The 23,522-nt window shown below is 72.2% G+C and carries 20 protein-coding genes; 7 read left to right on the plus strand and 13 right to left on the minus strand.

Annotation, left to right across the window (positions count from 1 at the left end; genetic code table 11):
* Positions 1-72 precede the first annotated feature (72 nt).
* Positions 73-324, minus strand: a complete 252-nt coding sequence (locus tag ACE4Q9_RS30620) for a WhiB family transcriptional regulator (protein WP_397987763.1) — start codon at positions 322-324, stop codon at positions 73-75.
* Between the two features lie 160 nt (positions 325-484).
* Positions 485-1,366 (minus strand): LysR family transcriptional regulator ArgP, encoded by an 882-nt coding sequence (locus ACE4Q9_RS30625; RefSeq protein ID WP_397988272.1) that lies wholly within the window; start codon positions 1,364-1,366, stop codon positions 485-487.
* Between the two features lie 69 nt (positions 1,367-1,435).
* On the opposite strand from ACE4Q9_RS30625, the gene ACE4Q9_RS30630 reads away from it, so the two are divergent.
* Both ACE4Q9_RS30630 and ACE4Q9_RS30635 read left to right on the plus strand, forming a co-directional pair.
* Positions 1,436-2,056: a LysE/ArgO family amino acid transporter gene (locus ACE4Q9_RS30630; RefSeq protein WP_397987764.1), complete on the plus strand. Its 621-nt coding sequence runs from the start codon at positions 1,436-1,438 to the stop codon at positions 2,054-2,056.
* A 93-nt stretch (positions 2,057-2,149) separates the two neighbouring features.
* Complete coding sequence (locus ACE4Q9_RS30635) at positions 2,150-3,448, plus strand: MFS transporter (RefSeq protein ID WP_397987765.1); 1,299 nt, start codon at positions 2,150-2,152, stop codon at positions 3,446-3,448.
* 21 nt (positions 3,449-3,469) lie between these two features.
* On the opposite strand, the gene ACE4Q9_RS30640 is transcribed toward ACE4Q9_RS30635, so the two are convergent.
* On the minus strand, positions 3,470-3,925 hold the full coding sequence (locus tag ACE4Q9_RS30640; RefSeq protein ID WP_397987766.1) for a cyclic nucleotide-binding domain-containing protein: 456 nt from the start codon (positions 3,923-3,925) through the stop codon (positions 3,470-3,472).
* 285 nt (positions 3,926-4,210) lie between these two features.
* Positions 4,211-4,456 carry a hypothetical protein gene (locus ACE4Q9_RS30645; protein ID WP_397987767.1) on the minus strand — a complete coding sequence of 82 codons (246 nt, stop codon included), beginning with the start codon at positions 4,454-4,456 and terminating at the stop codon, positions 4,211-4,213.
* 123 nt (positions 4,457-4,579) lie between these two features.
* Between ACE4Q9_RS30645 and ACE4Q9_RS30650 the strand changes: the two genes are divergently transcribed.
* Both ACE4Q9_RS30650 and ACE4Q9_RS30655 read left to right on the plus strand, forming a co-directional pair.
* Positions 4,580-4,996: an ATP-binding protein gene (locus ACE4Q9_RS30650; RefSeq protein WP_397987768.1), complete on the plus strand. Its 417-nt coding sequence runs from the start codon at positions 4,580-4,582 to the stop codon at positions 4,994-4,996.
* Between the two features lie 817 nt (positions 4,997-5,813).
* Complete coding sequence (locus ACE4Q9_RS30655; RefSeq protein WP_397987769.1) at positions 5,814-6,653, plus strand: SigB/SigF/SigG family RNA polymerase sigma factor; 840 nt, start codon at positions 5,814-5,816, stop codon at positions 6,651-6,653.
* A gap of 69 nt (positions 6,654-6,722) precedes the next feature.
* Here ACE4Q9_RS30655 and ACE4Q9_RS30660 read toward each other — a convergent pair whose 3' ends face one another.
* The 3 genes from ACE4Q9_RS30660 to ACE4Q9_RS30670 form a co-directional block, all read right to left on the minus strand.
* A complete protein-coding gene (locus ACE4Q9_RS30660) occupies positions 6,723-8,981 on the minus strand; it encodes an FUSC family protein (protein WP_397987770.1) in 2,259 nt (752 codons plus the stop codon).
* Positions 8,982-9,098: 117 nt separating this feature from the next.
* Positions 9,099-10,472 (minus strand): NAD(P)/FAD-dependent oxidoreductase, encoded by a 1,374-nt coding sequence (locus tag ACE4Q9_RS30665; RefSeq protein ID WP_397987771.1) that lies wholly within the window; start codon positions 10,470-10,472, stop codon positions 9,099-9,101.
* Between the two features lie 160 nt (positions 10,473-10,632).
* The gene (locus ACE4Q9_RS30670; protein WP_397987772.1) at positions 10,633-11,067 is read right to left on the minus strand and encodes an ATP-binding protein; all 435 of its coding nucleotides are present in this window, start codon (positions 11,065-11,067) and stop codon (positions 10,633-10,635) included.
* Between the two features lie 312 nt (positions 11,068-11,379).
* On the opposite strand from ACE4Q9_RS30670, the gene ACE4Q9_RS30675 reads away from it, so the two are divergent.
* Positions 11,380-11,613, plus strand: coding sequence for a DUF6480 family protein (locus ACE4Q9_RS30675; RefSeq protein WP_397988273.1), 234 nt, complete (start codon positions 11,380-11,382; stop codon positions 11,611-11,613).
* A gap of 22 nt (positions 11,614-11,635) precedes the next feature.
* On the opposite strand, the gene ACE4Q9_RS30680 is transcribed toward ACE4Q9_RS30675, so the two are convergent.
* From ACE4Q9_RS30680 to ACE4Q9_RS30705, 6 genes are all read right to left on the minus strand, one after another.
* Entirely contained in the window at positions 11,636-12,724 is a 1,089-nt protein-coding gene (locus ACE4Q9_RS30680; RefSeq protein WP_397987773.1) for a glutamate--cysteine ligase, read from the minus strand.
* Between the two features lie 91 nt (positions 12,725-12,815).
* The gene (gene glgB, locus ACE4Q9_RS30685; RefSeq protein WP_397987774.1) at positions 12,816-15,023 is read right to left on the minus strand and encodes a 1,4-alpha-glucan branching enzyme; all 2,208 of its coding nucleotides are present in this window, start codon (positions 15,021-15,023) and stop codon (positions 12,816-12,818) included.
* A 4-nt stretch (positions 15,024-15,027) separates the two neighbouring features.
* On the minus strand, positions 15,028-16,392 hold the full coding sequence (locus tag ACE4Q9_RS30690) for a maltokinase (RefSeq protein WP_397987775.1): 1,365 nt from the start codon (positions 16,390-16,392) through the stop codon (positions 15,028-15,030).
* Between the two features lie 31 nt (positions 16,393-16,423).
* On the minus strand, positions 16,424-18,142 hold the full coding sequence (gene treS / locus ACE4Q9_RS30695) for a maltose alpha-D-glucosyltransferase (protein ID WP_397987776.1): 1,719 nt from the start codon (positions 18,140-18,142) through the stop codon (positions 16,424-16,426).
* Positions 18,139-20,130, minus strand: coding sequence for an alpha-1,4-glucan--maltose-1-phosphate maltosyltransferase (locus ACE4Q9_RS30700; protein WP_397987777.1), 1,992 nt, complete (start codon positions 20,128-20,130; stop codon positions 18,139-18,141). Before ACE4Q9_RS30700 ends, treS begins: the two co-directional genes overlap by 4 nt.
* A gap of 109 nt (positions 20,131-20,239) precedes the next feature.
* On the minus strand, positions 20,240-20,539 hold the full coding sequence (locus ACE4Q9_RS30705; protein WP_397987778.1) for a DUF5133 domain-containing protein: 300 nt from the start codon (positions 20,537-20,539) through the stop codon (positions 20,240-20,242).
* A gap of 304 nt (positions 20,540-20,843) precedes the next feature.
* On the opposite strand from ACE4Q9_RS30705, the gene ACE4Q9_RS30710 reads away from it, so the two are divergent.
* Both ACE4Q9_RS30710 and glgX read left to right on the plus strand, forming a co-directional pair.
* Positions 20,844-21,353, plus strand: a complete 510-nt coding sequence (locus ACE4Q9_RS30710) for a pep a2 (protein ID WP_397987779.1) — start codon at positions 20,844-20,846, stop codon at positions 21,351-21,353.
* Positions 21,350-23,494, plus strand: a complete 2,145-nt coding sequence (gene glgX, locus ACE4Q9_RS30715; protein ID WP_397987780.1) for a glycogen debranching protein GlgX — start codon at positions 21,350-21,352, stop codon at positions 23,492-23,494. Before ACE4Q9_RS30710 ends, glgX begins: the two co-directional genes overlap by 4 nt.
* Positions 23,495-23,522 lie beyond the last annotated feature (28 nt).

The raw sequence follows: 23,522 nt of genomic DNA on the forward strand, positions 1-23,522 counted from the left end.
GCGTCCCGCTGCCGGGCCTGTCCGCCGGCCCCCCGGACGCTGCGGCGCGGTGGCCGCTGAACCCGCGCCGGTTCAGCCCGAGCGTGGGTGGGAGCGGGCCCGGCGGCTCAGCTTGCGGCGCTCCAGTTCGGTGGTGCCGCCCCAGACGCCTATGGCTTGTCCGGTGTCCAACGCCCAGTCGAGGCACTGCTCTCGGACCGGGCAGCGGGCACAGACCACCTTGGCCCGTTCGGCCTGCACCTGGGCGGGACCGGTGGTGCCGATGGGGAAGAAGAGATCGGGGTCCTCGTAACGGCAGGCGGCGTGTTCGCGCCAGTTCTCCATGGGAAGTCTCCCGGTCGGATCGGAGTCGTCCGCGTCGGGGCGGACGGTGTCTCGGAAGCGGGTGACCGGTCGGCGCGGCATGAAACGGCGCGCGCCGACAAGAAGGGGGAATCCGGCCGTGACGCAACGGAGTTCGGCCACTCTTCGGCCGCCCCGGACCTCAGCCGCGCAGCGTCTTCGCCGCCGTCGCCGTCACCGCCTCGGCCAGCGCGGCCAGCGCGGGGGAGTCGAGCTTCCACTGCTGCCAGTACAGAGTGACGTCCATCCACTCGCCGGGCGCCAGCAGGCTCAGCCGGCCGTCGGCCAGCAGGGGCCGGGCCTGCACCTCCGGGACCATGCCCCAGCCGAGGCCCGCGGCCACGGCGTCGAGGAAGCCCTCCGAGGTGGGCACGTAATGGCGCAGCCCGGCGGCCGACACACCGCCCAGCCGGCGGACATAGCCGTCCTGGAAGTCGTCCTTGCGGTCGAAGACCACCACGGGCGCCGCGGCGAGGACGTCGAGCAGCGGGCGCCCGGCGACCCGGGTGCGGGCGAACTCCGGCTCCGCGACCGGGAGATAGCGCATCCGGCCGAGGGGACGGGCCGTGCAGCCGGGCACCGGCTCGGGCGAGGAGGTCACCGCCGCCATCACCCGGCCCTCGCGCAGCAGCACCGCCGTATGGCCCTCGTCCTCGCGGTGCAGCTCGAAGCAGAGCCCCGGCACCCGGCTCAGCGCGGGCAGGAACCAGGTCGCCAGCGAGTCCGCGTTCACCGCGACCGACACGCGGGTGGGCTCACCGGCGCTGCCGAGCCCCAGCTCGCCCCACGCGTCCCGCTCCAGCCGGGCGAGCTGCCGGGCGTAGCGCACCAGCACCGCGCCCGACTCCGTGGGCCGGACCGGCTTGGTGCGCTGGAGCAGCACCCGCCCGGTGCGCTGTTCGAGCGCCTTGACCCGCTGGCTGACCGCCGACGGCGTCACATGCAGGGCGGCGGCCGCCGCGTCGAAGGTGCCCTCGTCCACCACCGCGAGCAGTGTCCGCACCTGGTCCAGGGGAAGGTCCATCACAAGCGCTAATGATACGTAAGAATCTTTAGCTGTACTTGAGAGCTCACATCTCCTTAGCTTCGGTCCATGAACCACACCGCCCTGACCGCCACGGCCGCCGGCTTCGGCACCGGCCTGTCCCTGATCGTCGCCATCGGCGCCCAGAACGCCTTCGTCCTGCGCCAGGGGGTGCGCCGGGACGCCGTACTCGCCGTGGTCGGCATCTGCGCCCTGTCCGACGCGGCACTCATCGCGCTCGGCGTGGGCGGCGTCGGCGCGATCGTCGTGGCCTGGCCGGGCGCGGTCAGGGCGGTCGGCGTCGTCGGCGGCCTCTTCCTGCTCTGCTACGGCGCGCTGGCCGCCCGCCGGGTCGTGCGGCCCGCCGGGACCGGGCTGAGCGCGCAGGGCGAGGCGGCCGGGTCCCGGCGCCGCGCGGTGCTCACCTGCCTCGCGATGACCTGGCTCAATCCGCACGTCTACCTGGACACCGTGTTCCTGCTGGGCTCGCTCGCCGCCGACCAGGGCTCGCTGCGCTGGACGTTCGGGCTCGGGGCCGCGCTCGCCAGCCTGTGCTGGTTCACCGCGCTCGGCTTCGGCGCCCGCCTGCTCGGCCGCTTTCTGGCCCGGCCCGGCGCCTGGCGGGCCCTGGACGGCCTGGTCGCTCTCACCATGCTCGTGCTGGGCGTCTCGCTGCTCGCCGGAGCCTGAGAGCGGACCGCGGGACCGAAACCGTTCGCCGCCGGTGCGATGAGATAGTTAGGCTCTCGAATCGAAAAGATGTAACGAGCAACCAGGACATCCGTGAACACCAGCGAGAGCAGTACCGAGACCGGCGACGACGCCCCCGCGGCCGCCCCCGCGCCCCACCGCGGCTGGCGCCGCTGGGCGATGGACACCCGCCCGCTGCGCATCCCCGCCTACCGGCGCCTGTGGTCCTCCACCATCGTCACCTCCGTCGGCAGCCAGCTGACCGCCGTCGCCGTGCCCAAGCAGATCTACGACATCACGCACTCCTCCGCCTGGGTCGGCTACGCCAGCCTCGCCGGGCTCGTGCCCATGGTGGTGTTCGCGCTGTGGGGCGGCGCGGTCGCGGACACCGTGGACCGGCGCAAGCTGCTGCTGTGGACCAACATCGGGATCGCGGTCACCTCGCTGCTGTTCTGGGCGCAGGCCGTGACCGGGCTGGACTCCGTCGTCGTCCTGATGGTGCTGCTCGCGCTCCAGCAGGCGTTCTTCGGCCTCAACTCCCCGGCCCGCAACGCCTCCATCGCCCGGCTGGTCCCGGCCGGAGAGCTGCCCGCGGCCAACGCGCTCAGCTCCACCGTGATGCAGACCGGCCTGGTCGCGGGCCCGCTGCTCGCCGGTGTGCTCATCCCGGTCATCGGGCTGCCCGAGCTGTACCTCGTCGACGCCCTCGCGCTGTGCGTCACCGTGTGGGCCGTCTTCCGGTTGCCCGCGCTGCCCCCGCTCGGCGACGCCCCCGCGCGCCGCGCCGGGGTGCGCGAGATAGCCGAGGGCTTCCGCTACATATCCCGGCACAAGGTGCTGCTGCTGTCCTTCCTCGCCGACATCGTCGCGATGGTCTTCGGCATGCCCCGCGCCCTGTTCCCGCAGCTGGCGGCGCAGACGTACCACTCCTGGGGCGAGGGCTTCGCGCTCGGCGTGCTGTTCGCCGGCATCCCGGTCGGCGCGGTGCTCGGCGGGCTGTTCTCGGGCGTCTTCTCCCGCGCCCGCCGGCACGGCTGGATGGTGATCGGGGCCGTCGTCGCCTGGGGCGTGGCCATCGCCGGGTTCGGGCTGAGCGGCAACCTCTGGATCGCGCTGGCCTTCCTCGCCGCGGCGGGCGTCGCCGACATGGTCTCGATGGTGTTCCGCGGCGCGATCCTGCTGTCCGCCGCGACCGACGAGATGCGCGGCCGGATGCAGGGCGTGTTCACGGTCGTGGTGGCCGGCGGCCCCCGTCTCGCGGACGTGCTGCACGGCACCGCCGGCGCCGTGTTCGGGCCGCGCGCGGCCGTGGCGGGCGGCGGCGTGCTGGTCGTCGTCCTGATGCTGGCGCTGGCCGCGACGGTGCCCGCGCTGCGGCGCTACCGGATCTGACGAGGCGCGGGCGGGCGCGGCCTACAGCGGGCTGCGGCGGCCCAGCGCGTACTGGTCCATCAGCTTGCCGCGGGTGGTCTCCAGACGGTGCGCGAGGATCTCCGCCACCGAGCGCACCAGCGACAGCCCGAGCAGCGGGTCCTCCACGCACAGTGCGAGCACGGAGGGCCCGTCGAACTCGTAGGCGCGTACGTTGCTGAAGGCCACCGAGCCGAAGTCCCACTGGTACGGCGGGAAGAGCCAGGACCAGCCGAGCAGGTCGCCCGCCCCGAGCGTGGCCACCGTCACCCGCTGCCGCGAGGTGACCTGCTGGTCCAGATGGACCGCGCCGGAGCGGATCACCCAGAACCGGTCGGCCGTGCCGCCCGCCTCGAAGATGCGGGTGTCCTCCGGGAAGGACACCTCCTTGGCCAGCTCCATCAGGCGCTCGCGCTGCGTCTGGGGCAGGGCGGTCAGCAGTTTTATCGCTTTGGTCATGGCGCGGGCTCCTCGCCGGCGGCGGCGGTTCGGGTGCTGCGGTGCCTCGTGTGGGCCGGTGCGTTGCGTACACCCATTTCAGCCGCTGGCGGCGGGCAGGGCACCTCGAAGGAAGCGGATTTCTTCGCACCGGTCGTCGTCCGGGCAGGAAAAAGCCCTGGCTGGACGGGGGAAGCCAGCCAGGGCCGCTGAGGGGTGACAGGGCGGGGCTCCATGGCCCGTACCGCCATCACGTATGTATGAACGATAAACCATTCTGGGTCCGTCCGGGAAATCGCGCGGCGGTCAGGTGACCCGTCTCACGCCGTCGTCCCCGTCCGCGGGATGCGCGCCCGGTCGGACGATCTCGTCCAGCACCCGCAGCACGGCCTCGTACGCCCGCGCCGTGGCCACGGCGTCACGGGCGCGGTCCGGCTCGGTCGCCGTGAGGCTCTGTGCGCGCTCCGTCCAGCGCCTGCGTTCCTCGGCCGCGCGGTCCCTGCCCCGCTGGATGCGGCGCAGCAGTTCGTCTGCGTCCACGACATCGCTCATGGGGCGCGGGTACCCCGTCCGGGCCCGGTGATGACTGGGGCACGCAGGGTGTTTGAGGGCGCCGCTCGGGGTCAGCCGGAAGGGGGAGAACGCGAATCCGGCACCGTCGCAGGGAGGGAAGGGATGCCAGACCCGCACGCGATATCCGTCGACGAGCCCGGCCGCCGGCCGCCGTGCCGTCCGGCGGACGCCCGCAGCACCGTGCGGCGTGTCGTCGCCGAGCGCTGCCGGGCCCGTCACCAGAGGCTCGGACCGGGGGCCATGGACGACGCCCTCCTGGTCACCTCCGAACTCGCCACCAACGCCATCGTCCACGGCGGCGGCATCACCGGCTTCGACGTGGACGTCGACTCCGCCGGTGTCCGCGTCTCGGTGAGCGACCGCAGCACCGAACTCCCGGTCGCCCCGGCCGCCGCGCCCGACCGCACCCAGCGCCACGGCCGGGGCTGGCCGATCGTCTGCCACCTCGCCCGTGACGTACACGTCTGCGAACTGCCTTGCGGCGGCAAACGCATCACCGCGGTGGTCCCGCTGGCGTGAGCCGCCGACGCGTAGATGCCGTCGGCGCGAGCTGACGCGGAGGCCCCGCTGGCGTGCACTGGCGCGGAGGCCCCGCCGATGTGAGCTGACGCGGAGATCCCGCTGACGTCAGCTGGCGCGGAGATCGGTCGGCGCGAGCTGGTGTGGAGGTCCCGCTGGCGTGAGCTGACGCGGGAGCCCCTCGGATGTGGCTGACGCAGAGGCCCTGTCGGCGTGAGCGGACGCGGAGATCCGGGCCGCCTGAGCTGGCGTGGAGGTCCCGTCGGCGTGAACTGGCGTGGAGGCCCCGCCGATGCGGCTGACGCGGAGGCCCCGCCGGCGTGAGCGGACGCGGAGATCCGGGAGGCCTGAGCCGGCGAGGAGATCCCCGTCGGTCCGAGCCGAGGCGGTGGTCTCGCCGACCGGGCTGACGCGGAGAGCGCTGCCGGGAACCGGCGCCTGCCGCCGCCCCCACCGCCCCCGCCGAACGGCCGACGCCCCCGCCCCACCCACACAGATCTCGGCGCTCGGCCGGGGCCCTTCGTCCCGGGGCCGGTGTCGGCCGGCACTCTCACTTACCGCTCCTGTGGCCCCCTGACCTGTGCGTCCCACTTTGTTTGCCGATTCCTTCCGGGAAGGGTGTTTGCCCGAGGGGGCGGCGGGCAGACGGAATCTCGTGCTTCGGACCGGAGGCGCACGCCAGCGGGTGGACTTACCGCCGGGGCCCCCTCCGGTGGGCCCTGCACACCCGCGGCGAACCTGACAAGCACCGTTCGGGCCAGAACCGGAATCTCACTTCCGGCCCGCGCCCAGACACCACGTTCAGGAGCGATTCCGCATGCTGACCGACATGTCGACAGGCCGTCCCGGCACGTCCGACCCCGCCACCCTGACTTCGCGCCGGAGCCATGACGACGCCCCGGACACCGCGGAACTGTTCGCCCGGCTCGCGGCCCTGGACGAGGGTCCCGAGCGGGACGCCCTCCGTGATGAACTGGTCGAGGCATGGCTCCCCATGGCCCACCGCATCGCCGGCCGCTTCCGCGACCGGGGCGAGTCCGTGGAGGATCTGCGCCAGGTGGCGGCGCTGGGCCTGGTGAAGGCCGTCGACCGGTACGACCCCTCGCGCGGCGCGTTCGAGAGCTACGCCGTGCCGACCATCACCGGCGAGGTCAAGCGCCACTTCCGGGACCGGATGTGGGCGCTCCGGGTGCCACGGCGGGTGCAGGAACTGCGCAACCGGGTGCGTGTGGCCCGCCGTGAGCTGACCCAGAGCCCCGGCAGCCCCGAACCCACCGTCGCCGCCATCGCCGCTCACACCGGGCTCACCGAGGACGAGGTCGCGTCCGGCCTCGAAGCCCTGGAGAGCTTCAGCACGCTGTCGCTGGACGCCGAACTGGCCGGCGGCGACGACGGCTACAGCCTCGCCGACACCCTCGGCGCCGCCGACACGTCGTACGACGTCGTGGTCGACCGCGAGGCCGCCAAGGAGGGCCTGCGCAGGCTGCCCGAGCGTGAACGGGCCATCCTCTACATGCGCTTCTTCGAGGACATGACACAAAGCCGCATCGCGGACAAGCTGGGCATCTCCCAGATGCACGTCTCCCGGCTGATCAGCCGCAGCTGCGCCCGCGTCCGCGAGGAGGCGGTGGGCCGCCGCCCCGGCGGGGCCGCGTGACCGCCGCCGCGTGGTCGCCGGGCCGGGCCGTGTGACCGGTCGCCGCGCCGACGCCCGCCGGGCGGCCCGTCACCGCTTCTTCGCCGGGGCCGCCTCCGGTCGCAGTCCCAGCGGGCGGGCCAGACCGGAGACCGCCTCGTCGAGGCGTTGCAGATGCCGCAGCACCCGGTCGGTGACCCGGCCGTAGCGCGGGGTGCGCAGGGTTCCCGGCTCCAGCATCGAGGCGATGCTGGAGCCGGTCTCGATCTCCCCGGCCGAGCGCGGGTCCGCGACATGCGCGGCGATCGTCTCGATGTTCCGCACGATCCGCGCGCCCGCCCCGCGCAGCCGGGGATCGGCCGCGATCGAGGGATGCGTGGGCAGCAGCTCCGCCGTCGCCGCGAGGGACCGCCCGTGGTAGGCGCAGGTCTCCAGCAGCGCCACCACATAGCGGGCCGTATTGCGGCGGGCCCGCATCGGGGTGATCGGATGCGTCAGCGGCTGGATGCCGGCGCGCAGATCGGCCAGCGCTTGGTCCAGCTCCCGTGCCCGCTCCACCAGATCGCCGCCCACCCCGCCGCTGAGCTGGTCGACCGCGCCCCGCGTGACCTCCGCGAGCCGGTCGAGGACGGTGACGAGCAACTCGTCCGTACGGCGGTCCGTGTGGATCGGCAGCACCACCGCGGCCGCGATCACCCCGCAGGCCGCCCCCAGCGCCGTCTCCTCGATCCGCAGCACCAGCACGGCCGCGGTGTAGGTGTTGAGCAGCGTGTACAGCAGTCCCAGCGCGGCCGTCACGAAGAACGACATCAGCGTGTACGACAGCGGCGCGGTGTAGAACATCGCGAACACCAGCAGCAGCACCAGCGCGAACGCCGTCCAGGTGTGGTGCCCGACCAGCCCGGCGAGCCCGATACCGGCGATCACACCGAGCACCGTGCCGACCAGCCGCCGGTAGCCCTTGACCAGGATCTCCCCGGTGGACGCGGTGTTGATGAACACGATCCAGCAGGTCAGCACCGCCCAGTACCAGCGCTGGCTGGACAGCAGCTCGCCGCCGACGATGGCGAGCGAGGAGCCGACGGCGATCTGCACCGCGGCCCGCGTGGTGGGCCGGCGCAGCCCGCCCGGCTCCGTCTCCTCGGGCTCGGTCTCCTCGCTGATCTCGATCGCGGTGTCCTCCGCGTCCAGCTCCTCGCGCGAGCGGGTGGTGGCGGGGGAGTCGTCGGACTCGTCCTGCGGCCCGTCGAGCGCGAGCCGCAGGCCCAGCGCGGCCCGTGCCGTCTCGCCGAGCCCCCGGAAGACGTCCTGCACGGCCGGCGCGGCCTGGGGCAGGTTCTCCTCCTCGCGATAGCCGAGCAGTCGGTTGCGCACCTGCGCGAGCGCGGTGCCCGCGGCCTCGCCGGCCGGGCGCAGCGCCAGCAGCCGCAGTGCCTTGAGGTCCCGGCGCAGTTCGGCCCTGGCCTCGTCCCGCACCGGCAGCTCGCCGCCCGAGGGCAGCGGGGCGCCCGGCAGATGCAGGGTGAGGGTGTCGGTGCGCTCGGCGCTGCGGGCCGTGAGCAGCAGCAGACCGAGCCGTTCCGCGGCGATCTCGGCGTCCGCGATCCGGCGCTGGAGCAGCCGGGCCACCGCCTCGTCCGAGGTGCCGTCCTCCAGCCGGCCCTGGATCAGCAGCGCCGTCTCGTGCAGCCGCGCGGTCCCGGTGCGCAGCTCCTCCAGGACCTTCTCCACGTCCTCGGGGCCCGCGTCCAGCAGCTCGATCTGGGTGTCGATCAGCTGGGCCAGCCGGGCCCGGAACGCCCGCCGCAGCCGGTCCAGCGTGCCCGCCGGTGTCTGCGGCAGCAGCGCGAACCGGACCAGGGCGGCGCAGCCGAACGCGACCGCGACCACGCCGTACAGCGTCGGCAGCAGATCCGGGGTGGCGTGCACGAACAGGGAGAGGAAGTACGTCTGGAAGCCGATCAGCCCGAGCGCGTGCCCGCGGTCGCCGAACCGGCGGCTGTAGACGGCGCTGAACATGAGCGCGACGAAGAACAGGTCGCCCGCGACGACGTACCGGCTCAGCAGCGTGCCCAGGGTGACCGAGACGAGGGCCACCGGCAGGCCGATCGCGAGGGTGACGGCCTGCCGCCGGGGTTGCTTCTCCCGGATCGCGAACGTCGCGACCATCGCCGCGATGGCCCCGGCGACCAGCATCGGCACCGGGGCGCCCAGCGCGGCGAGCACGGCGAGGGTCAGGGCGATCGAGGCGACCGTGCGCAGTCCCGCGGTCAGCCGGAGCAGGCCGGGGTCCCATGCCGCGACCCGGTCCCAGATCCGTACCCGCCCCGACCGTCCCGCTGCCCTCACGCCGCCGCGCTCTCCCGTCCGTGACCCGTGCCAGAAATCGATCTTTGCTCCAGCATCGCACGTGCGGCCGGATACCCGCCCTGGCCGGCGCCGCGGCCAGGGGAGATCCGCGTCACCTCAGGAGCCGCCGACGCCGCCCTCGGCCCGCGCCCGGACCTGTTCCGGCGTCAGATACGAGTCCGTGAACTCGAAGTCCTTCAGCCGGGCGGGCTTGCGGGCCTGGAAGCCGGTGCGCACGAAATCGTCGCCGGCCAGCGCGTTCAGCGTCCAGTTGGTCATCACCCGCGCCTTGGCCACGCCGGTGCGCAGCGCCGACCAGTGGTAGCCGCGGGCTACCGCCTGCGCCGGCATCCCGCGCAGCTCGACGCCGAGCGGCTTGGACACCGCGTCCTTGCCGCCCAGGTCCACGACCAAGCCCAAGTCCTTGTGGCGGTACGGCTGGAGCGGCTCGCCGCGCAGGGTCGCGATGACGTTCTCGGCGACCCGCTTGCCCTGGCGGGAGGCGTGCTGCGCGGTCGGCGGGCACACCGCGCCCTCCTGGCCCTTGGCGAGATCGGGCACGGCGGCCGAGTCGCCGAGCGCGAACACCCCGTCCTGCCCCGGCACGGTCAGCTCGGGATCGACGACGAGCCGGCCGCGGGCCGTCTCCGCGCCCAGCGTGGCGATCAGCGGACTGGCCACCACCCCCGCGGTCCAGATCAGGGTGTGCGTCGGCACCACCCGGCCGTCGGTGAAGGTGACCTCCTCCGCGCCGGCCTTGTCGATCGAGACCCCGAGGGACACGTCGATGCCGCGCCGCCGCAGGATGTCCTGCGCACTGCGGCCGAGCTTGTCGCCCAGCTCGGGCATGAGCTTGGGCGCGATGTCGATCAGATGCCAGCGGATCAGACCGGGGTCCAGGCGCGGATAGCGCCGTACGGCGGCGTGCGTGAGCCGTTGGAGACAGGCGGCGGTCTCGGTGCCGGCGTACCCGCCGCCGACCACCACGAACTGGAGCCGCGCCGCCCGTTCGGCCGGATCGTCGCTCGCGTCGGCGAGATCCAGCTGGGAGATGACGTGGTCGCGGATGTACGCCGCCTCGGCGAGCGTCTTCATGCCGAAGGCGTGCTCGGTCAGGCCCGGGATGTCGAAGGTGCGGGTCACGCTGCCCGGCGCCAGCACGATGTAGTCGTACGGCTCGTTGACGATCTTGTCGGTGATGGTGCGCACCACGCAGACCTTGGCCTTCAGGTCCACGCCGATCGCGCCGCCCGGCAGGATGCGGGTGCGGTACCGCCTGCTGCGGCGCAAGGAAAGCGCGATCGACTGCGGTGTGAGCACACCGGAGGCGACCTGGGGCAGCAGCGGCAGATAGAGCTGGTAGGAGACGGGCGTCACCAGGGTGACGTCGGCCTCGTCGGGGGCGAGTTTCCGCTCCAGACGGCGGACGCACTCGACTCCGGCGAAGCCTGCGCCGACCACCAGGATCCTGGGTCGTGTCACGGTGTCCATCCCTTTCTGCGGTTCCGGACGGCGGTCCGGCTCGACGCCGTTCGCGTGCCCCGAAGCGCTGCGCACCAACTCCGATACCACCGCGCCCCACGCCGCTGCGCCAGTCGGGTGCGGCACGCGGTGGAGCAACCGGACGGCGCCGGGTTACACTTCGCCGCCCTCACCAGGGCAGGAAGACATGGATGTCCTTGCCGTCGTCGTGCACCACCACACTGACCTGGGTGCACAGCGTGTGCACCAGATGCCAGCCGATGCCGCCGCCGCCCGTACGCGGATGGAAGGGCCGCGGCTCCGGCTTGGTGGTGCTGGTGTCGTGCATCGTCACGTGCACCCCGTCGAAGGTGCGCCGCATCCGCAGGTCGAAGGGACCGGGCGCGTACTGGATGACATTGGCGGCGAGTTCGGTCACCACCAGCAGGATGTCGTCCCAGTATTCGTGCTCGCCCGGCGGCGCGACCCGGGCGAGTCCGCCCAGGAAGTCCTCCGCGGCCAGCCGCGCCTCCGTGACGTTGCGCAGCTCGCCCGCGAAGGAGAACTCACGCTCGTACGTCTCCTCCGAAGGCGGTGTCTCGTCCCCACGCGGCTCCGTCGCCATCTCCGCATCCCCCGGCCTCGGCCGCGAGGGGCCTGTGCTGCCCCGTGCGGCCAGGACGGTCGTCGTCGCTGATCTCTCTCGCTGCGCTGCGGGTTCCCACAGCCGGGCCGGATATCCGTCCGTCTCCCCTCCTCACGGGACGGCCTCACCGGCTGCGAGCAGCCCGTTGCGCGGCGCGCACGGCTCCGCAGGACACCGTAGACCCTCGGACGCGCCGCGCGGCACACCGCCCTGTCGGCCGGTGCGGAGCGCAGGCGCTATCGACTGGTGAGGTGGCCGCCCGCTGGGGACTCGGGGGGCATGAATCCCGACATGAGCCATGTGAACCCCGATCCGGATCCCGAACACACCACCGGACTCGAACCCGGTGGCTCGGTGCCGCCCGGAGAGACCCCGCCCGCGGAGAGCAGCATGCCCCAGGCCGCGGTCCGTGAGCGGGGCGCGACCCGGCGCGGCTGGGCCAAGGCGCCGCTGGCGCTGATCCTGGCCCTCGTGGTGCTGTTCGCCGCGTTCTTCCTGGTCTACGCCCTGGTCCTGATCCACTGACCGCGGCCGCGCCGCCGCCCGCTCACCCCTGCGTCTGCCGCACGCACTCCGTGACGACGTCCCGCAGGGTGCCGCCGCGCTCCACCAGCCGGCGCTGCACACGCGCGCCGTTGCCGTGCCGGAGCAGTTCCTCGACGCCCTGTTCGGCGCGGTGCGCGTCCCCGCTGCCGTCGAGCGCGTCCCCGACCAGGTCGAGCAGCGAGCGCAGCACCCGCGCGGCGGGCCGCGGCCGCATGGTCGAGGGGTCGAGCAGCTCCCCGTCGATCCCCTCGCGCGCCGCCTGCCAGGAGGCGAGCTTGAGCAGGCTCACGCTGTGGTCCGGCGCCGGGCGGCCCGCGCGCCAGTCCCGCGCGGCCGTCTCCACCAGGCCACGGGCGAGGGTCGCGACGAGCAGCGCGGTGTCCGCGTGCAGGCATACGTCCGAGACCCGCACCTCGACCGTCGGATAGCGGGCGGACAGCCGCGCGTCGAAGTACACCATCGCCTCGTCCAGGATCACCCCGGTGGCCACCATGTCCGCCACCCGCCGGTGGTACCGCTCGGGCGAGCCGAACAGCTCGGTCGGCCCGGCCGACGGCCAGCGCGACCACACCCGGCTGCGGTAGCTCGCGTAACTACTGTCATGGCCTTGCCAGAAGGGGGAGTTGGCGCTGATCGCGGTGAGCACCGGCAGCCAGGGCCGCAGCCGGTCCAGGACCGCCACGCCCTCCTCGTCGGACTCCACCGACACATGCACATGGCAGCCGCACACCAGCTGCTCGCGGGTGGCGACGCCGTACCGCTCGGCCAGCCACTGGTAGCGGTCGTTCATGGTGAGGGAGGGGCTCACCGGCAGCGGTGAGCTGGCGAGCGCGGCGACCGTGCAGCCGATCTGCTCGGCGTGCCGGGCCGCCTCCTTGCGGCAGCGCACGATCTCGTCGCCGAGGTCCGCCATGTCCGACTGCGGATGCGTGGCGAACTCCAGCATCTGCCCGAACAGTTCCTTCTCGAACACGTCCTGTCCGGGATCGTCGCGGTCGGCCCGTGCGAGCACGGGCGCCGCCAGCGCCTTCGGGTCCCCGCTGTCCGGGTCGACCAGAAGAAGCTCCTCCTCCACTCCGACCGTGCGCACTCGGTGCCGCCTTTCCGCCCTGTGACCAGGGGCAGCCAGGGTTGTGTATGAACCCCGACTGCCCCTGTCGGGGGCGCCGACACCTGCGGTTTCAGCGCAGCGGCCCCAGGAACACCGTGGCCAGCGGCGGCAGCGTGAGCCGCAGGCACCCGTCGGCCGGCTGCAGCGCCCCCGGCGCGCCGACGGGCACCCCGCTGCCCCCGTAGCCGACGTCGTCGGTGTTGAGCAGCTCCCGCCAGGCCGGCACCTCCTCGGGGACCGCCAGCCGGTAGTCCTCCCGGACGACGGGGGAGAAGTTCGACACCACGAGCAGCGGGGTGCCGTCGGCCGCGAAGCGCAGGAACGCGAAGACGTTGTCCTCCGCCGCGTCGCACAGCACCCAGCGGAAGCCGCCCGGATCGGTGTCCCGCTGCCACAGCGCCGGTGCCGCCCGGTACAGCGCGTTCAGGTGCCGCACCAACGCCTGCACGCCCCGGTGGTCGCCGGCGGAGTGGTAGTCGTCGGCCAGCAGCCACCACTCGGGCCCCTGCTGTTCCGTCCACTCGGCGCCCTGCGCGAACTCCTGCCCCATGAACAGCAGTTGCTTGCCCGGATGGGCCCACATGAAGCCGAGGTAGGCGCGGTGGTTGGCGCGCCGCTGCCACCAGTCGCCCGGCATCTTCGACACCAGCGCCCGCTTGCCGTGCACCACCTCGTCGTGCGAGATGGGCAGCACGTAGTTCTCGCTGTAGGCGTACACCATCGAGAAGGTCATCTCGTTGTGGTGGTACTTGCGGTGCACCGGCTCCTTCTGGATGTACTGGAGCGAGTCGTGCATCCAGCCCATGTTCCACTTCAGCCCGAACCCGAGCCCGCCGCCGTCGGTCGGCCGGGTCACCCCGTCCCAGGCGGTGGACTCCTCGGCGATGGTCACCACACCCGGACAGCGCCGGTAGACGGTGGCGTTCATCTCCTGGAGGAACGCCACCGCGTCCAGGTCCTCGCGCCCGCCGAACACATTGGGCTCCCACTGCCCGGAGTCCCGCGAGTAGTCGAGGTAGAGCATGGAGGCGACGGCGTCCACCCGCAGCCCGTCGATGTGGAACTCCTCGCACCAGTAGACGGCGTTGGCCACGAGGAAGTTGCGCACCTCGGTGCGGCCGTAGTCGAACTCGTACGTCCCCCAGTCGGGGTGCTCGGCCCGCGCCGCGTTGCCGGGTTCGTACAGCGGGTCCCCGTCGAACCGGGCCAGCGCCCAGTCGTCCTTGGGGAAGTGCGCCGGCACCCAGTCCATGATCACGCCGATGCCCGCCCGGTGCAGCGCGTCCACCAGGTACCGGAAGTCGTCCGGCGAGCCGAGCCGGGGCGTGGGCGCGTAGTACGAGGTGACCTGGTAACCCCAGGAGCCGCTGAACGGATGGCCGGCCACCGGCATCAGCTCCACGTGCGTGAAGCCCATCTCCCTGACGTACGCGGGCAGTTCTTCCGCCAGCTGACGGTAGGTCAATCCAGGCCGCCAGGACGGCAGATGCACCTCGTACACCGAGAACGGCGCCTGGTGCACCGGGGTGTCGCCGCGGTGCGCCATCCACTGTTCGTCGCCCCACGCGTAGCGCGAGACCGTCACGATCGAGGCGGTGTCCGGCGGGACCTCGGTGCGCCGGGCCATCGGGTCCGCCTTGAGGAACCGGTGGCCGTAGCGGGAGGTGATCTCGAACTTGTAGCGGTCGCCCTCGCCGACACCGGGCAGGAACAGCTCCCACACCCCGGACGCGCCGAGCGAGCGCATCGGGTACTGCGTGCCGTCCCAGAACGTGAAGTCCCCGGCCACCCGCACCCCTTGGGCGTTGGGCGCCCACACGGTGAACCGGGTGCCGGCCACGCCCTCATGGGTCATCGGCTCGGCGCCGAGCGCCTGCCACAGCTGCTCGTGCCGGCCCTCGCGGATCAGATGCAGGTCCAGCTCGCCCAGGGCGGGCAGGAAACGGTAGGGGTCGTGCACCTCCCGCTCGTCCTCGTCGTACGTCACCAGCAGCGTGTACGGCGGGATCTGCGGGTAGGGCAGTACGGCCGAGAACAGCCCGCCGCCCCCGGAGACGAGCGGGTTGGCCATCCCGTCGACCAGGACGCTCACCGCCCGCGCGTTCGGGCGCAGCGCCCGGAACAGGGTGCCGCCCGGCACCGGGTGAGCGCCCAGCAGGGCGTGCGGATCGTGGTGCCGGCCGCCGAGCAGCCGGTCGCGCTCGGCGGGGTCCAGCGCGGTGGCCGCGGCCGGTCCGGGGCCCGCGGTCTCGGGGGGCGACGTGTCGCGCAGCGCCATGCCGTCAGCCTCCCCACACCGCGAGCCGCTTGATCGCGGCCATGGGTACCGGCAGCCAGTCCGGCCGGTGTCTCGCCTCGTACAGCACCTCGTACACCGCCCTGTCCGTCTCGTGCGCGCGCAGCAGCGCGTGCTTCTTGCGTGGGTCCCAGCCCGCGCGGGCCGCGTAGCCCGCGCAGAACGCCTCCCGGCAGCGGCGCGCCCATTCGGGTCGCCAGGGGCGGCGCTGCCGGGCCGCGTAGTCGAAGGAGCGGAGCATCCCCGCCACGTCCCGCACCGGGGACTGCGGGGCCCGCCGCTCGGCAAGCGGCCTGGACGGCTCGCCCTCGAAGTCGATGACGAACCAGTCGCGGCCGGCCCGCAGCACCTGCCCGAGGTGCAGATCGCCGTGGATGCGCTGGGCGGGCGGCCCGGTGTCGCAGGTGGCGAGCGCCCCGAACGCTGCCCGCAGACCGGGCACGTACGGCTTCAGGCCCGGCACGGCGTGCGCGGCGGCCTCCAGGCGTGCGCACATGGCCTCGGCGGGTCGCCCGTTCTCATCGGGCCCGGCCGGCGGGAACGCCTCGGCCAGCGCGAGGTGCACCTCGGCGGTGGCACGGCCCAGCTCACGGGCCTCGGCGGTGAAGTCGTCGCCCGCGGCGAGCGCGCCCAGCGCCAGCGTCCAGCCGTCGGTGGCGTCCGGCAGGAACGGCTGGAGCACCCCGAGCGTGGCCGGGCGCGGTGCGCTGGTGGAGAACCAGGCGACCGGCGCGGGCACGCGGGTGCAGCCCTGCGCGGCGAGCGCCGCCGACACCTCCAGGTCCGGGTTGATGCCCGGCTGGATGCGGCGGAACAGCTTGAGGATGTACGCGTCCCCGTACACCAGCGAGGTGTTGGACTGCTCGGCGTCCAGCAGTCGCGGCGGCAGGCCGCCGGGGACCGGGGCGGCGGGGTCCGCCCCGAAGCGCAGCGGGCCCGCGCTGCCCGGCCGGCGCAGCCGCTCCAGGAGCAGGCTCGCCGAGCGCGGGTCGTAGAGCGCGTCGTAGACGGCGAGCCCGGCCAGCGGCCCGGCGGTGGCCCGTCCGATGAACGCCCGCTCCAGGCGCGGCGCGAGCTGCTCGCGCACGCCCAGCAGCAGCTGGTAGCAGTCGCCCGGCGGGGGAGTGCCACCGGGGGTGGGCACCGGCGCGTGCGAGGCGTGCACCAGCAGATGCAGACATCCGGGGAACAGCTCGGTCACACTGAGCACCGACAGATCGGTCACGGGCCGGTCCTTGCCCGCGAACCAGCGCTGGCGCGGCAGCCACTCGCGCAGCAGGCCGCCGAGCGAGGCGAGGGGGCCGTCGACACCGGCCGCGGTTCTCGGCCGGAGGGTGATGGTCTTCGGCATGGTGACGCGTCCTTTCCCCGGCGCCGTGCGCTCAGCGGCGGCGGCCGATGCGGGATGCGACTCGGGTGAGCCGGAACCAGTAGAAGCCGTGGCCCTGAAGGGTGAGGAGATAGGGCAGTTCACCGATGGCGGGGAAGCGCACTCCGCCGATCAGCTCCACCGGATGGCGGCCGTCGTAGGCCCGCAGGTCCAGCTCGGTGGGCTGGGCGAAGCGCGAGAAGTTGTGCACGCACAGCACCAGGTCGTCCTCGTACTCGCGCAAGAAGGCGAGCACCGCCGGGTTGGAGGACTGGAGTTCGTCGTACGAGCCGAGACCGAAGGCGGGGTTCTGCTTGCGGATCTCGATCATGCGCCGGGTCCAGTGCAGCAGCGAGGACGGCGAGGACATCGACGCCTCGACATTGGTGACCTGGTAGCCGTAGACCGGGTCCATGATCGTGGGCAGGTACAGCCGTCCGGGGTCACAGGTCGAGAAGCCGGCGTTGCGGTCGGGGGTCCACTGCATGGGGGTGCGGACGGCGTCGCGGTCGCCGAGCCAGATGTTGTCGCCCATGCCGATCTCGTCGCCGTAGTAGAGGATCGGCGAGCCGGGCAGGGAGAGCAGCAGGGCGGTGAACAGCTCGATCTGGTTGCGGTCGTTGTCGAGGAGCGGCGCGAGGCGGCGGCGGATGCCGATGTTGGCGCGCATCCGGGGGTCTTTCGCGTACTCGGCCCACATGTAGTCGCGTTCCTCGTCGGTGACCATCTCCAGGGTCAGCTCGTCGTGGTTGCGCAGGAAGATGCCCCACTGGCAACCGGACGGGATCGCGGGCGTCTTGGCGAGGATCTCGGAGACGGGGTGGCGGGACTCGCGGCGTACGGCCATGAAGATGCGCGGCATGACCGGGAAGTGGAACGCCATGTGGCATTCGTCGCCGCCGCTCGGGAAGTCCCCGAAGTAGTCGACCACGTCCTCCGGCCACTGGTTGGCCTCCGCGAGCAGCACGGTGTCCGGGTACCCCGCGTCGATCTCCCGGCGCACCCGCTTCAGGAACTGGTGCGTGGCCGGCAGGTTCTCGCAGTTGGTGCCCTCCTGCGCGTAGAGGTAGGGGACCGCGTCCAGCCGGTAGCCGTCGATGCCCAGGTCCAGCCAGAACTTCAGGGCGGCCAGGATCTCCTCCTGCACCGCCGGGTTCTCGTAGTTGAGGTCCGGCTGGTGGGAGAAGAAGCGGTGGAAGTAGTACTGGCCGCGCACGGGGTCGTACGTCCAGTTGGACGCCTCGGTGTCGACGAAGATGATGCGGGCGTCCTGGTACTGCTTGTCGTCGTCGGCCCAGACGTAGTAGTCCCCGTAGGGTCCGTCGGGGTCGTTGCGGGACTCCTGGAACCACGGGTGCTGGTCGCTGGTGTGGTTCATGACGAAGTCGATGATCACGCGCATACCGCGCTGGTGGGCGGCGTCCACGAACTCCACGAAGTCGGCGAGATCGCCGAACTCCGGCAGTACGGCGGTGTAGTCGGCGACGTCGTAACCGCCGTCCCGCAAAGGGGACTTGAAAAAGGGCGGCAGCCACAGGCAGTCCACGCCGAGCCACTGGAGGTAGTCGAGCTTGGCGGTCAGGCCCTTGAGGTCGCCGACGCCGTCGCCGTTGCTGTCCTGGAAGGAGCGGACCAGGACCTCGTAGAAGACGGCACGCTTGAACCACTGCGGGTCACGGTCGCGGGCGGGGGTGTCCTCGAAGGTGTCCAGTACGGGTTCGTTCACGGTCATGGCGCTGCGGGCCCTCCGTTCCGGTGCGTCGATCGCTGGACGTGGAGCACGTGCGCCGGCGCGCGGCCCGGCGTGAGGCGCACGTAGTTGGTCCTGCCCCAGTGGTACGCCTCGCCCGTCAGTTCGTCGTGTACGGACAGGTCGGCGTCCCAGTCCAGGCCGAGTTGCGGCATGTCCAACGAGACCGTGGCCTCCTGGGCGTGGTGCGGGTCGAGATTGACGACCACGATGACCGTGTCCGGCCCCGTGCTCTTGCTGTAGGCGAGCACGGCGTCGTTGTCGGTCCGGTGGAAACGGAGGTTGCGCAGGCGCTGTAGCGCCGGGTGGGCACGGCGGACGGCGTTCAGCCGGGTGATGAGCGGTGCGATCGTACGCCCCTCACGTGCGGCCGACTCCCAGTCCCGCGGCTGGAGTTGGTACTTCTCGGAGTCGCGGTACTCCTCGCTGCCCTCCCGCAGCGGGGTGTTCTCGCACAGCTCGTAGCCGCTGTAGATGCCCCAGGAGGGGGAGAGGGTGGCGGCGAGCACGGCCCGGACCTCGAAGGCGGGACGACCGCCGTGTTGGAGGTAGGCGTGCAGGATGTCCGGGGTGTTGGGGAAGAAGTTGGGCCGCATGTAGGCGGCCGCCTCACCGGTCAACTCGGTGAGATATTCGGTCAGTTCTTGCTTCGTGTTGCGCCAGGTGAAGTAGGTGTAGGACTGCTGGAAGCCGATCTGCGCGAGGGTGTGCATCATCGCCGGGCGGGTGAAGGCCTCCGCCAGGAAGATCACGTCCGGGTCCTTGCGGTTGATCTCGGCGATGACCCGCTCCCAGAAGACCACCGGCTTGGTGTGCGGGTTGTCCACCCGGAAGATCCGCACCCCGTGGTCCATCCAGTGCCGCAGCACCCGGACCGTCTCCGCGATCAGACCGTCCATGTCGGCGTCGAAGGCGATCGGGTAGATGTCCTGGTACTTCTTCGGCGGGTTCTCGGCGTAGGCGATCGTCCCGTCCGGGCGGTGGTGGAACCACTCCGGGTGCTTCTGCACCCAGGGGTGGTCCGGGGAGCACTGAAGCGCGAAATCGAGCGCGACCTCCAGGCCCAGCTTCCGCGCCTCGCCGACGAAGTGGTCGAAGTCCTCGAGGGTGCCGAGGTCGGGGTGGATCGCGTCGTGCCCGCCCTCCGGGGAGCCGATCGCCCAGGGCACCCCCACGTCGTCCGGTCCGGCGGTGAGGCTGTTGTTGGGGCCCTTGCGGAAGGTGCCGCCGATCGGATGAACCGGCGGCAGGTAGACCACGTCGAAGCCCATCTCCGCGATCGGCCTCAACCGCCGCACCGCCGTACGGAACGTACCGTGCGGCCGCTCGGCCGTGCCCTCGCTGCGCGGGAAGAACTCGTACCAGGAGCCGTACAGCGCCCGCTCCCGCTCCACCAGCAGCGGCATCGGGTCGGACGCGGTCACCAACTCCCGCAGCGGGTAACGCTCCAGGACCTCCCGCACCCGCGGGGAGAGCGCGGGCCGCAGGCGCTCGTGGACCGAGAGGGAGTCGTCGCCGAGGGCACGGGCGGCGGCGGCCACCAGATCGCGCTCCGGGCCCTTGGGCACACCGGCGGTGGCGCGCTCGTACAGCTCGGCGCCCTCCTCCAGGACCAGCCCGGTGTCGATCCCGGCCGGCACCTTCACCGAGGCGGTGTGCCGCCAGGTCGCCAGCGGATGGCTCCACGCCTCCACCCGGAAGGTCCAAGGGCCCGTCACGTCCGGGGTGACCTCCGCGCCCCACACATCGCTGCCGGGGGACACCTCGCGCATCGGGGTCCAGGGGCCGCGCCGGCCCCTGGGATCGCGCAGGACCACATTGGCACCGACCGCGTCGTGCCCCTCCCGGAACACGGTGGCGGTGACCTGGAAGGTCTCCCCGGCCACCGCCTTGGCCGGGCGCCTGCCGCACTCCACGGCCGGCCGGACGTCACGTACCGGTACACGGCCGATGGCCGGGGTCCTGCGCATGTATCTCACCTCCGCCGTGCGCGAAGCCGGGCACCGGCCCGGCTTCGCGATCCGAGAGCGGGGCCGGCCCGTGCCGGTCCCCGAAGGGAACGCCTTGTACGGTGCCAGCTCAGGAGCTCGGCGCCGTGGAACGCCGCTCCGAAGCCGGCGCCCTTCGCACCGAACGGCGCGACTTCGGCCGGCCGTCCTGCTCGCGCAGGTAGCCGACCGGACTCGTGCGCAGATACCGCTCCGCCGCGTCCGCCGCCTCGCGGGCACAGCGTTTGCCCATCAGAACGCACAAGGTGTACCCCGAGTCCTCGAACGTGGCCCGGACCGTGCGGTCGTACGGCGAGGCGAGCGTCACGCGCTCCCACGCCCGGTAACGCCGCAACTGCCGGGCCACTTCGGCCTTGGCGGGTAGCAGCATGGCCCTGTTCACCCTCCACGCTCTCGACTGGGCGCGTTCCCGACGGTCGGGTGGCGTCCGCGCAGGGGTGGGCGCGGCGCCGTTACGGCGATCGAGGCTTTCACTCATGGTGCACGGGCGAGGACGCAGCGTCTTGTTGGATCTTCAACCAGCGGGAGCGGTGGGTGCTCGTGTTGCACGAATGGCGTAGCGACCGCACCGTGGGAGATGACTCAGAAGCGATCACCGCTCACGCTGAGTGTCCGGGATCCCTCCCGGACAGGGCGAGGGGAGCGAGAGCTTCGCCGGTGAGGAGCAAGCGACGATGAAGACCGCAGTGCCCTGCTACTACCACCTCGACGTGGAAGTCAGCCCGGAACGGGTGGGACAGGTCAGCCGCATCCTGGCCGCCCATCTCCGCCACTGGGACCTCGACAATCTGGTGGCCCCCGTCTGCCGCGGCGCCGAACTGCTGCTGCGGGCGATCGACCAGCACGCCCGTGACAAGCACACCTCCATCGAGATGTGGTGGAACGGCCAGCACCTGATCACCGCCTTCGGCGACGACGACCCCGAGCTGCGCCCGGACCAGGATCTGCGCGCCTGCCTCGCGGACATCGCCGCGATGAGCGACGGCTGGGGCTGCTGCGCCGCCGAGACCGGAAGCAAGATCATCTGGTTCTCGCAGCGCGCCCGCGCCGGCGAACGGGTGCCGCTGGTGCCGCTGCCGCCGGAGCCGTTCATCAGCACGGGCCTGAACGAGCCGCGCCGGCACCAGGTGGCCGTCCTGGCCGCGCCCGCGCCCGCCGGTGGCTTCCTGGAGGGCAGCCGGTGAGCGCCCGCACCGCCCGGAAAGGGCTGCCCGTCTGGAGCGGGCAGCCCTACCCGTTGGGCGCCTCCTTCGACGGACAGGGCACCAACTTCGCGCTGTTCAGCGAGGTCGCCGAGCGGGTCGACCTGATCCTCGTGGACGACCGCGGCCGGGAGACGCCCGTCCGGCTGCACGAGGTCGACGGCTTCGTCTGGCACGCCTATCTGCCCGGCATCGCGCCCGGCCAGCGCTACGGCTACCGGGTGCACGGCCCCTGGCAGCCCGCGCTCGGCAACCGCTGCAACCCGAAAAAGCTGCTGCTCGACCCGTACGCGCGCGCCGTGGACGGCCAGATCGACAACCACGCCTCCCTGTACGAACGTTCGCCCGACGGACCGGCCCCCGCCGACAGCGCCGGGCACTCCATGCTGGGCGTGGTCACCGACCCGTACTTCGACTGGGGCGACGACCGGCCGCCACGCACCGCGTACGCCGACTCCGTGATCTACGAGGCGCATGTGCGCGGGCTGACCCGCACCCACCCGGACGTCCCCGAACGGCTGCGCGGCAGCTACGCGGGACTCGCCCACCCCGCCGTCATCGAGCACCTGACCTCGCTCGGGGTGACGGCGGTGGAGCTGATGCCGGTGCACCAGTTCGTGCAGGACGGGGTGCTCCAGGACCGGGGCCTGTCCAACTACTGGGGCTACAACACCATCGGCTTCTTCGCGCCGCACAACTCCTACGCCGCCTTCGGCACCCGCGGCCAGCAGGTCAACGAGTTCAAGGCCATGGTGAAGGCGCTGCACGCGGCCGGCCTCGAAGTCATCCTCGACGTGGTCTACAACCACACCGCCGAGGGCAACGAGTTGGGCCCCACGCTGTCCTTCCGGGGCATCGACAACGCCTCGTACTACCGCCTGGTGGACGGGGACTGGGCGCACTACTACGACACCACGGGCACCGGCAACAGCCTGCTGATGCGCCACCCCTACGTGCTCCAGCTGATCATGGACTCGCTGCGGTACTGGGTCACCGAGATGCACGTCGACGGCTTCCGCTTCGACCTGGCGGCCACGCTGGCCCGGCAGTTCCACGAGGTGGACCGGCTCTCGGCGTTCTTCGACCTGATCCAGCAGGACCCGGTGATCAGCCGCGTCAAGCTGATCGCCGAGCCCTGGGACGTGGGGGAGGGCGGCTACCAGGTCGGCAACTTCCCGCCGCTGTGGTCGGAGTGGAACGGCCGCTACCGGGACGCCGTACGGGACTTCTGGCGCGCCGAGCCCGGCTCCCTCGGCGAGTTCGCGTCCCGGCTGACCGGCTCCTCCGACCTGTACCAGCACAGCAGGCGTCGGCCGCGGGCGAGCGTCAACTTCGTCACCGCGCACGACGGGTTCACGCTGCGGGACCTGGTGTCGTACAACGACAAGCACAATGAGGCCAACGGAGAGGACAACCGGGACGGGGAGAGCCACAACCGGTCCTGGAACTGCGGCGCGGAAGGGGACACGGCCGACCCCGCCGTGCTCGAACTGCGGGGCCGCCAGCAGCGCAACTTCCTTGCCACGCTGCTGCTTTCGCAGGGCATCCCGATGCTCTGCCACGGCGACGAGCTCGGCCGCAGCCAGCGCGGCAACAACAACGCGTACTGCCAGGACAACGAGATCTCCTGGGTGGACTGGGGACTCACCGGCGAGCAGCGGAACCTGGCGGACTTCACCCGCGCCCTCATCGCGCTGCGCGCCGCGCACCCCGTGCTGCGCCGGCGCCGCTTCTTCCGCGGCGAGACCGCGACGAACGCGAAGCAGCCGCTGCCTGACCTGATGTGGCTGCGTCCCGACGCCCGCGAGATGACCGACCGCGACTGGCAGCGCGGCGACGCCCACTCCGTCGGGGTCTTCCTCAACGGCGACGCGATCGCCGAACGGGACGCGTACGGGCGCAGACTGGTCGACGACTCCTTCCTGCTCCTCCTCAACGCCTACTGGGAACCGGTGGTGTTCCGGCTGCCGGACGAGACGTTCGGGGAGCGCTGGACGGCACTGATCGACACCGCGGACGCGGAGGGGATGCCGGACGAGCGGGAACACAAGGCGGGCACGAGGGTACGGGTGGAGGCCCGGAGCCTGGTGCTGTTGACGCGGGCGTCGAAGGTGGGGAGTTAGGCCGTTGTGGCGGGCGCGCCCCTTCAGG

It is taken from the genome of Streptomyces sp. AM6-12 (assembly GCF_044327085.1).
Taxonomy (GTDB): Bacteria; Actinomycetota; Actinomycetes; order Streptomycetales; family Streptomycetaceae; genus Streptomyces.

What these genes read in the sequence shown, in the direction of transcription:
- ACE4Q9_RS30620 (WP_397987763.1), bottom strand. Translation starts at nt 324, where the DNA reads ATGGAGAACTGGCGCGAACACGCCGCCTGCCGTTACGAGGACCCCGAT.
- ACE4Q9_RS30665 (WP_397987771.1), bottom strand. Translation starts at nt 10,472, where the DNA reads ATGGACACCGTGACACGACCCAGGATCCTGGTGGTCGGCGCAGGCTTC.
- ACE4Q9_RS30630 (WP_397987764.1), top strand. Translation starts at nt 1,436, where the DNA reads ATGAACCACACCGCCCTGACCGCCACGGCCGCCGGCTTCGGCACCGGC.
- ACE4Q9_RS30690 (WP_397987775.1), bottom strand. Translation starts at nt 16,392, where the DNA reads ATGCCGAAGACCATCACCCTCCGGCCGAGAACCGCGGCCGGTGTCGAC.
- ACE4Q9_RS30675 (WP_397988273.1), top strand. Translation starts at nt 11,380, where the DNA reads ATGAGCCATGTGAACCCCGATCCGGATCCCGAACACACCACCGGACTC.
- treS (WP_397987776.1), bottom strand. Translation starts at nt 18,142, where the DNA reads ATGACCGTGAACGAACCCGTACTGGACACCTTCGAGGACACCCCCGCC.
- ACE4Q9_RS30655 (WP_397987769.1), top strand. Translation starts at nt 5,814, where the DNA reads ATGCTGACCGACATGTCGACAGGCCGTCCCGGCACGTCCGACCCCGCC.
- ACE4Q9_RS30710 (WP_397987779.1), top strand. Translation starts at nt 20,844, where the DNA reads ATGAAGACCGCAGTGCCCTGCTACTACCACCTCGACGTGGAAGTCAGC.
- ACE4Q9_RS30640 (WP_397987766.1), bottom strand. Translation starts at nt 3,925, where the DNA reads ATGACCAAAGCGATAAAACTGCTGACCGCCCTGCCCCAGACGCAGCGC.
- ACE4Q9_RS30700 (WP_397987777.1), bottom strand. Translation starts at nt 20,130, where the DNA reads ATGCGCAGGACCCCGGCCATCGGCCGTGTACCGGTACGTGACGTCCGG.
- ACE4Q9_RS30670 (WP_397987772.1), bottom strand. Translation starts at nt 11,067, where the DNA reads ATGGCGACGGAGCCGCGTGGGGACGAGACACCGCCTTCGGAGGAGACG.
- ACE4Q9_RS30625 (WP_397988272.1), bottom strand. Translation starts at nt 1,366, where the DNA reads ATGGACCTTCCCCTGGACCAGGTGCGGACACTGCTCGCGGTGGTGGAC.
- ACE4Q9_RS30705 (WP_397987778.1), bottom strand. Translation starts at nt 20,539, where the DNA reads ATGCTGCTACCCGCCAAGGCCGAAGTGGCCCGGCAGTTGCGGCGTTAC.
- ACE4Q9_RS30645 (WP_397987767.1), bottom strand. Translation starts at nt 4,456, where the DNA reads ATGAGCGATGTCGTGGACGCAGACGAACTGCTGCGCCGCATCCAGCGG.
- ACE4Q9_RS30650 (WP_397987768.1), top strand. Translation starts at nt 4,580, where the DNA reads ATGCCAGACCCGCACGCGATATCCGTCGACGAGCCCGGCCGCCGGCCG.
- glgB (WP_397987774.1), bottom strand. Translation starts at nt 15,023, where the DNA reads ATGGCGCTGCGCGACACGTCGCCCCCCGAGACCGCGGGCCCCGGACCG.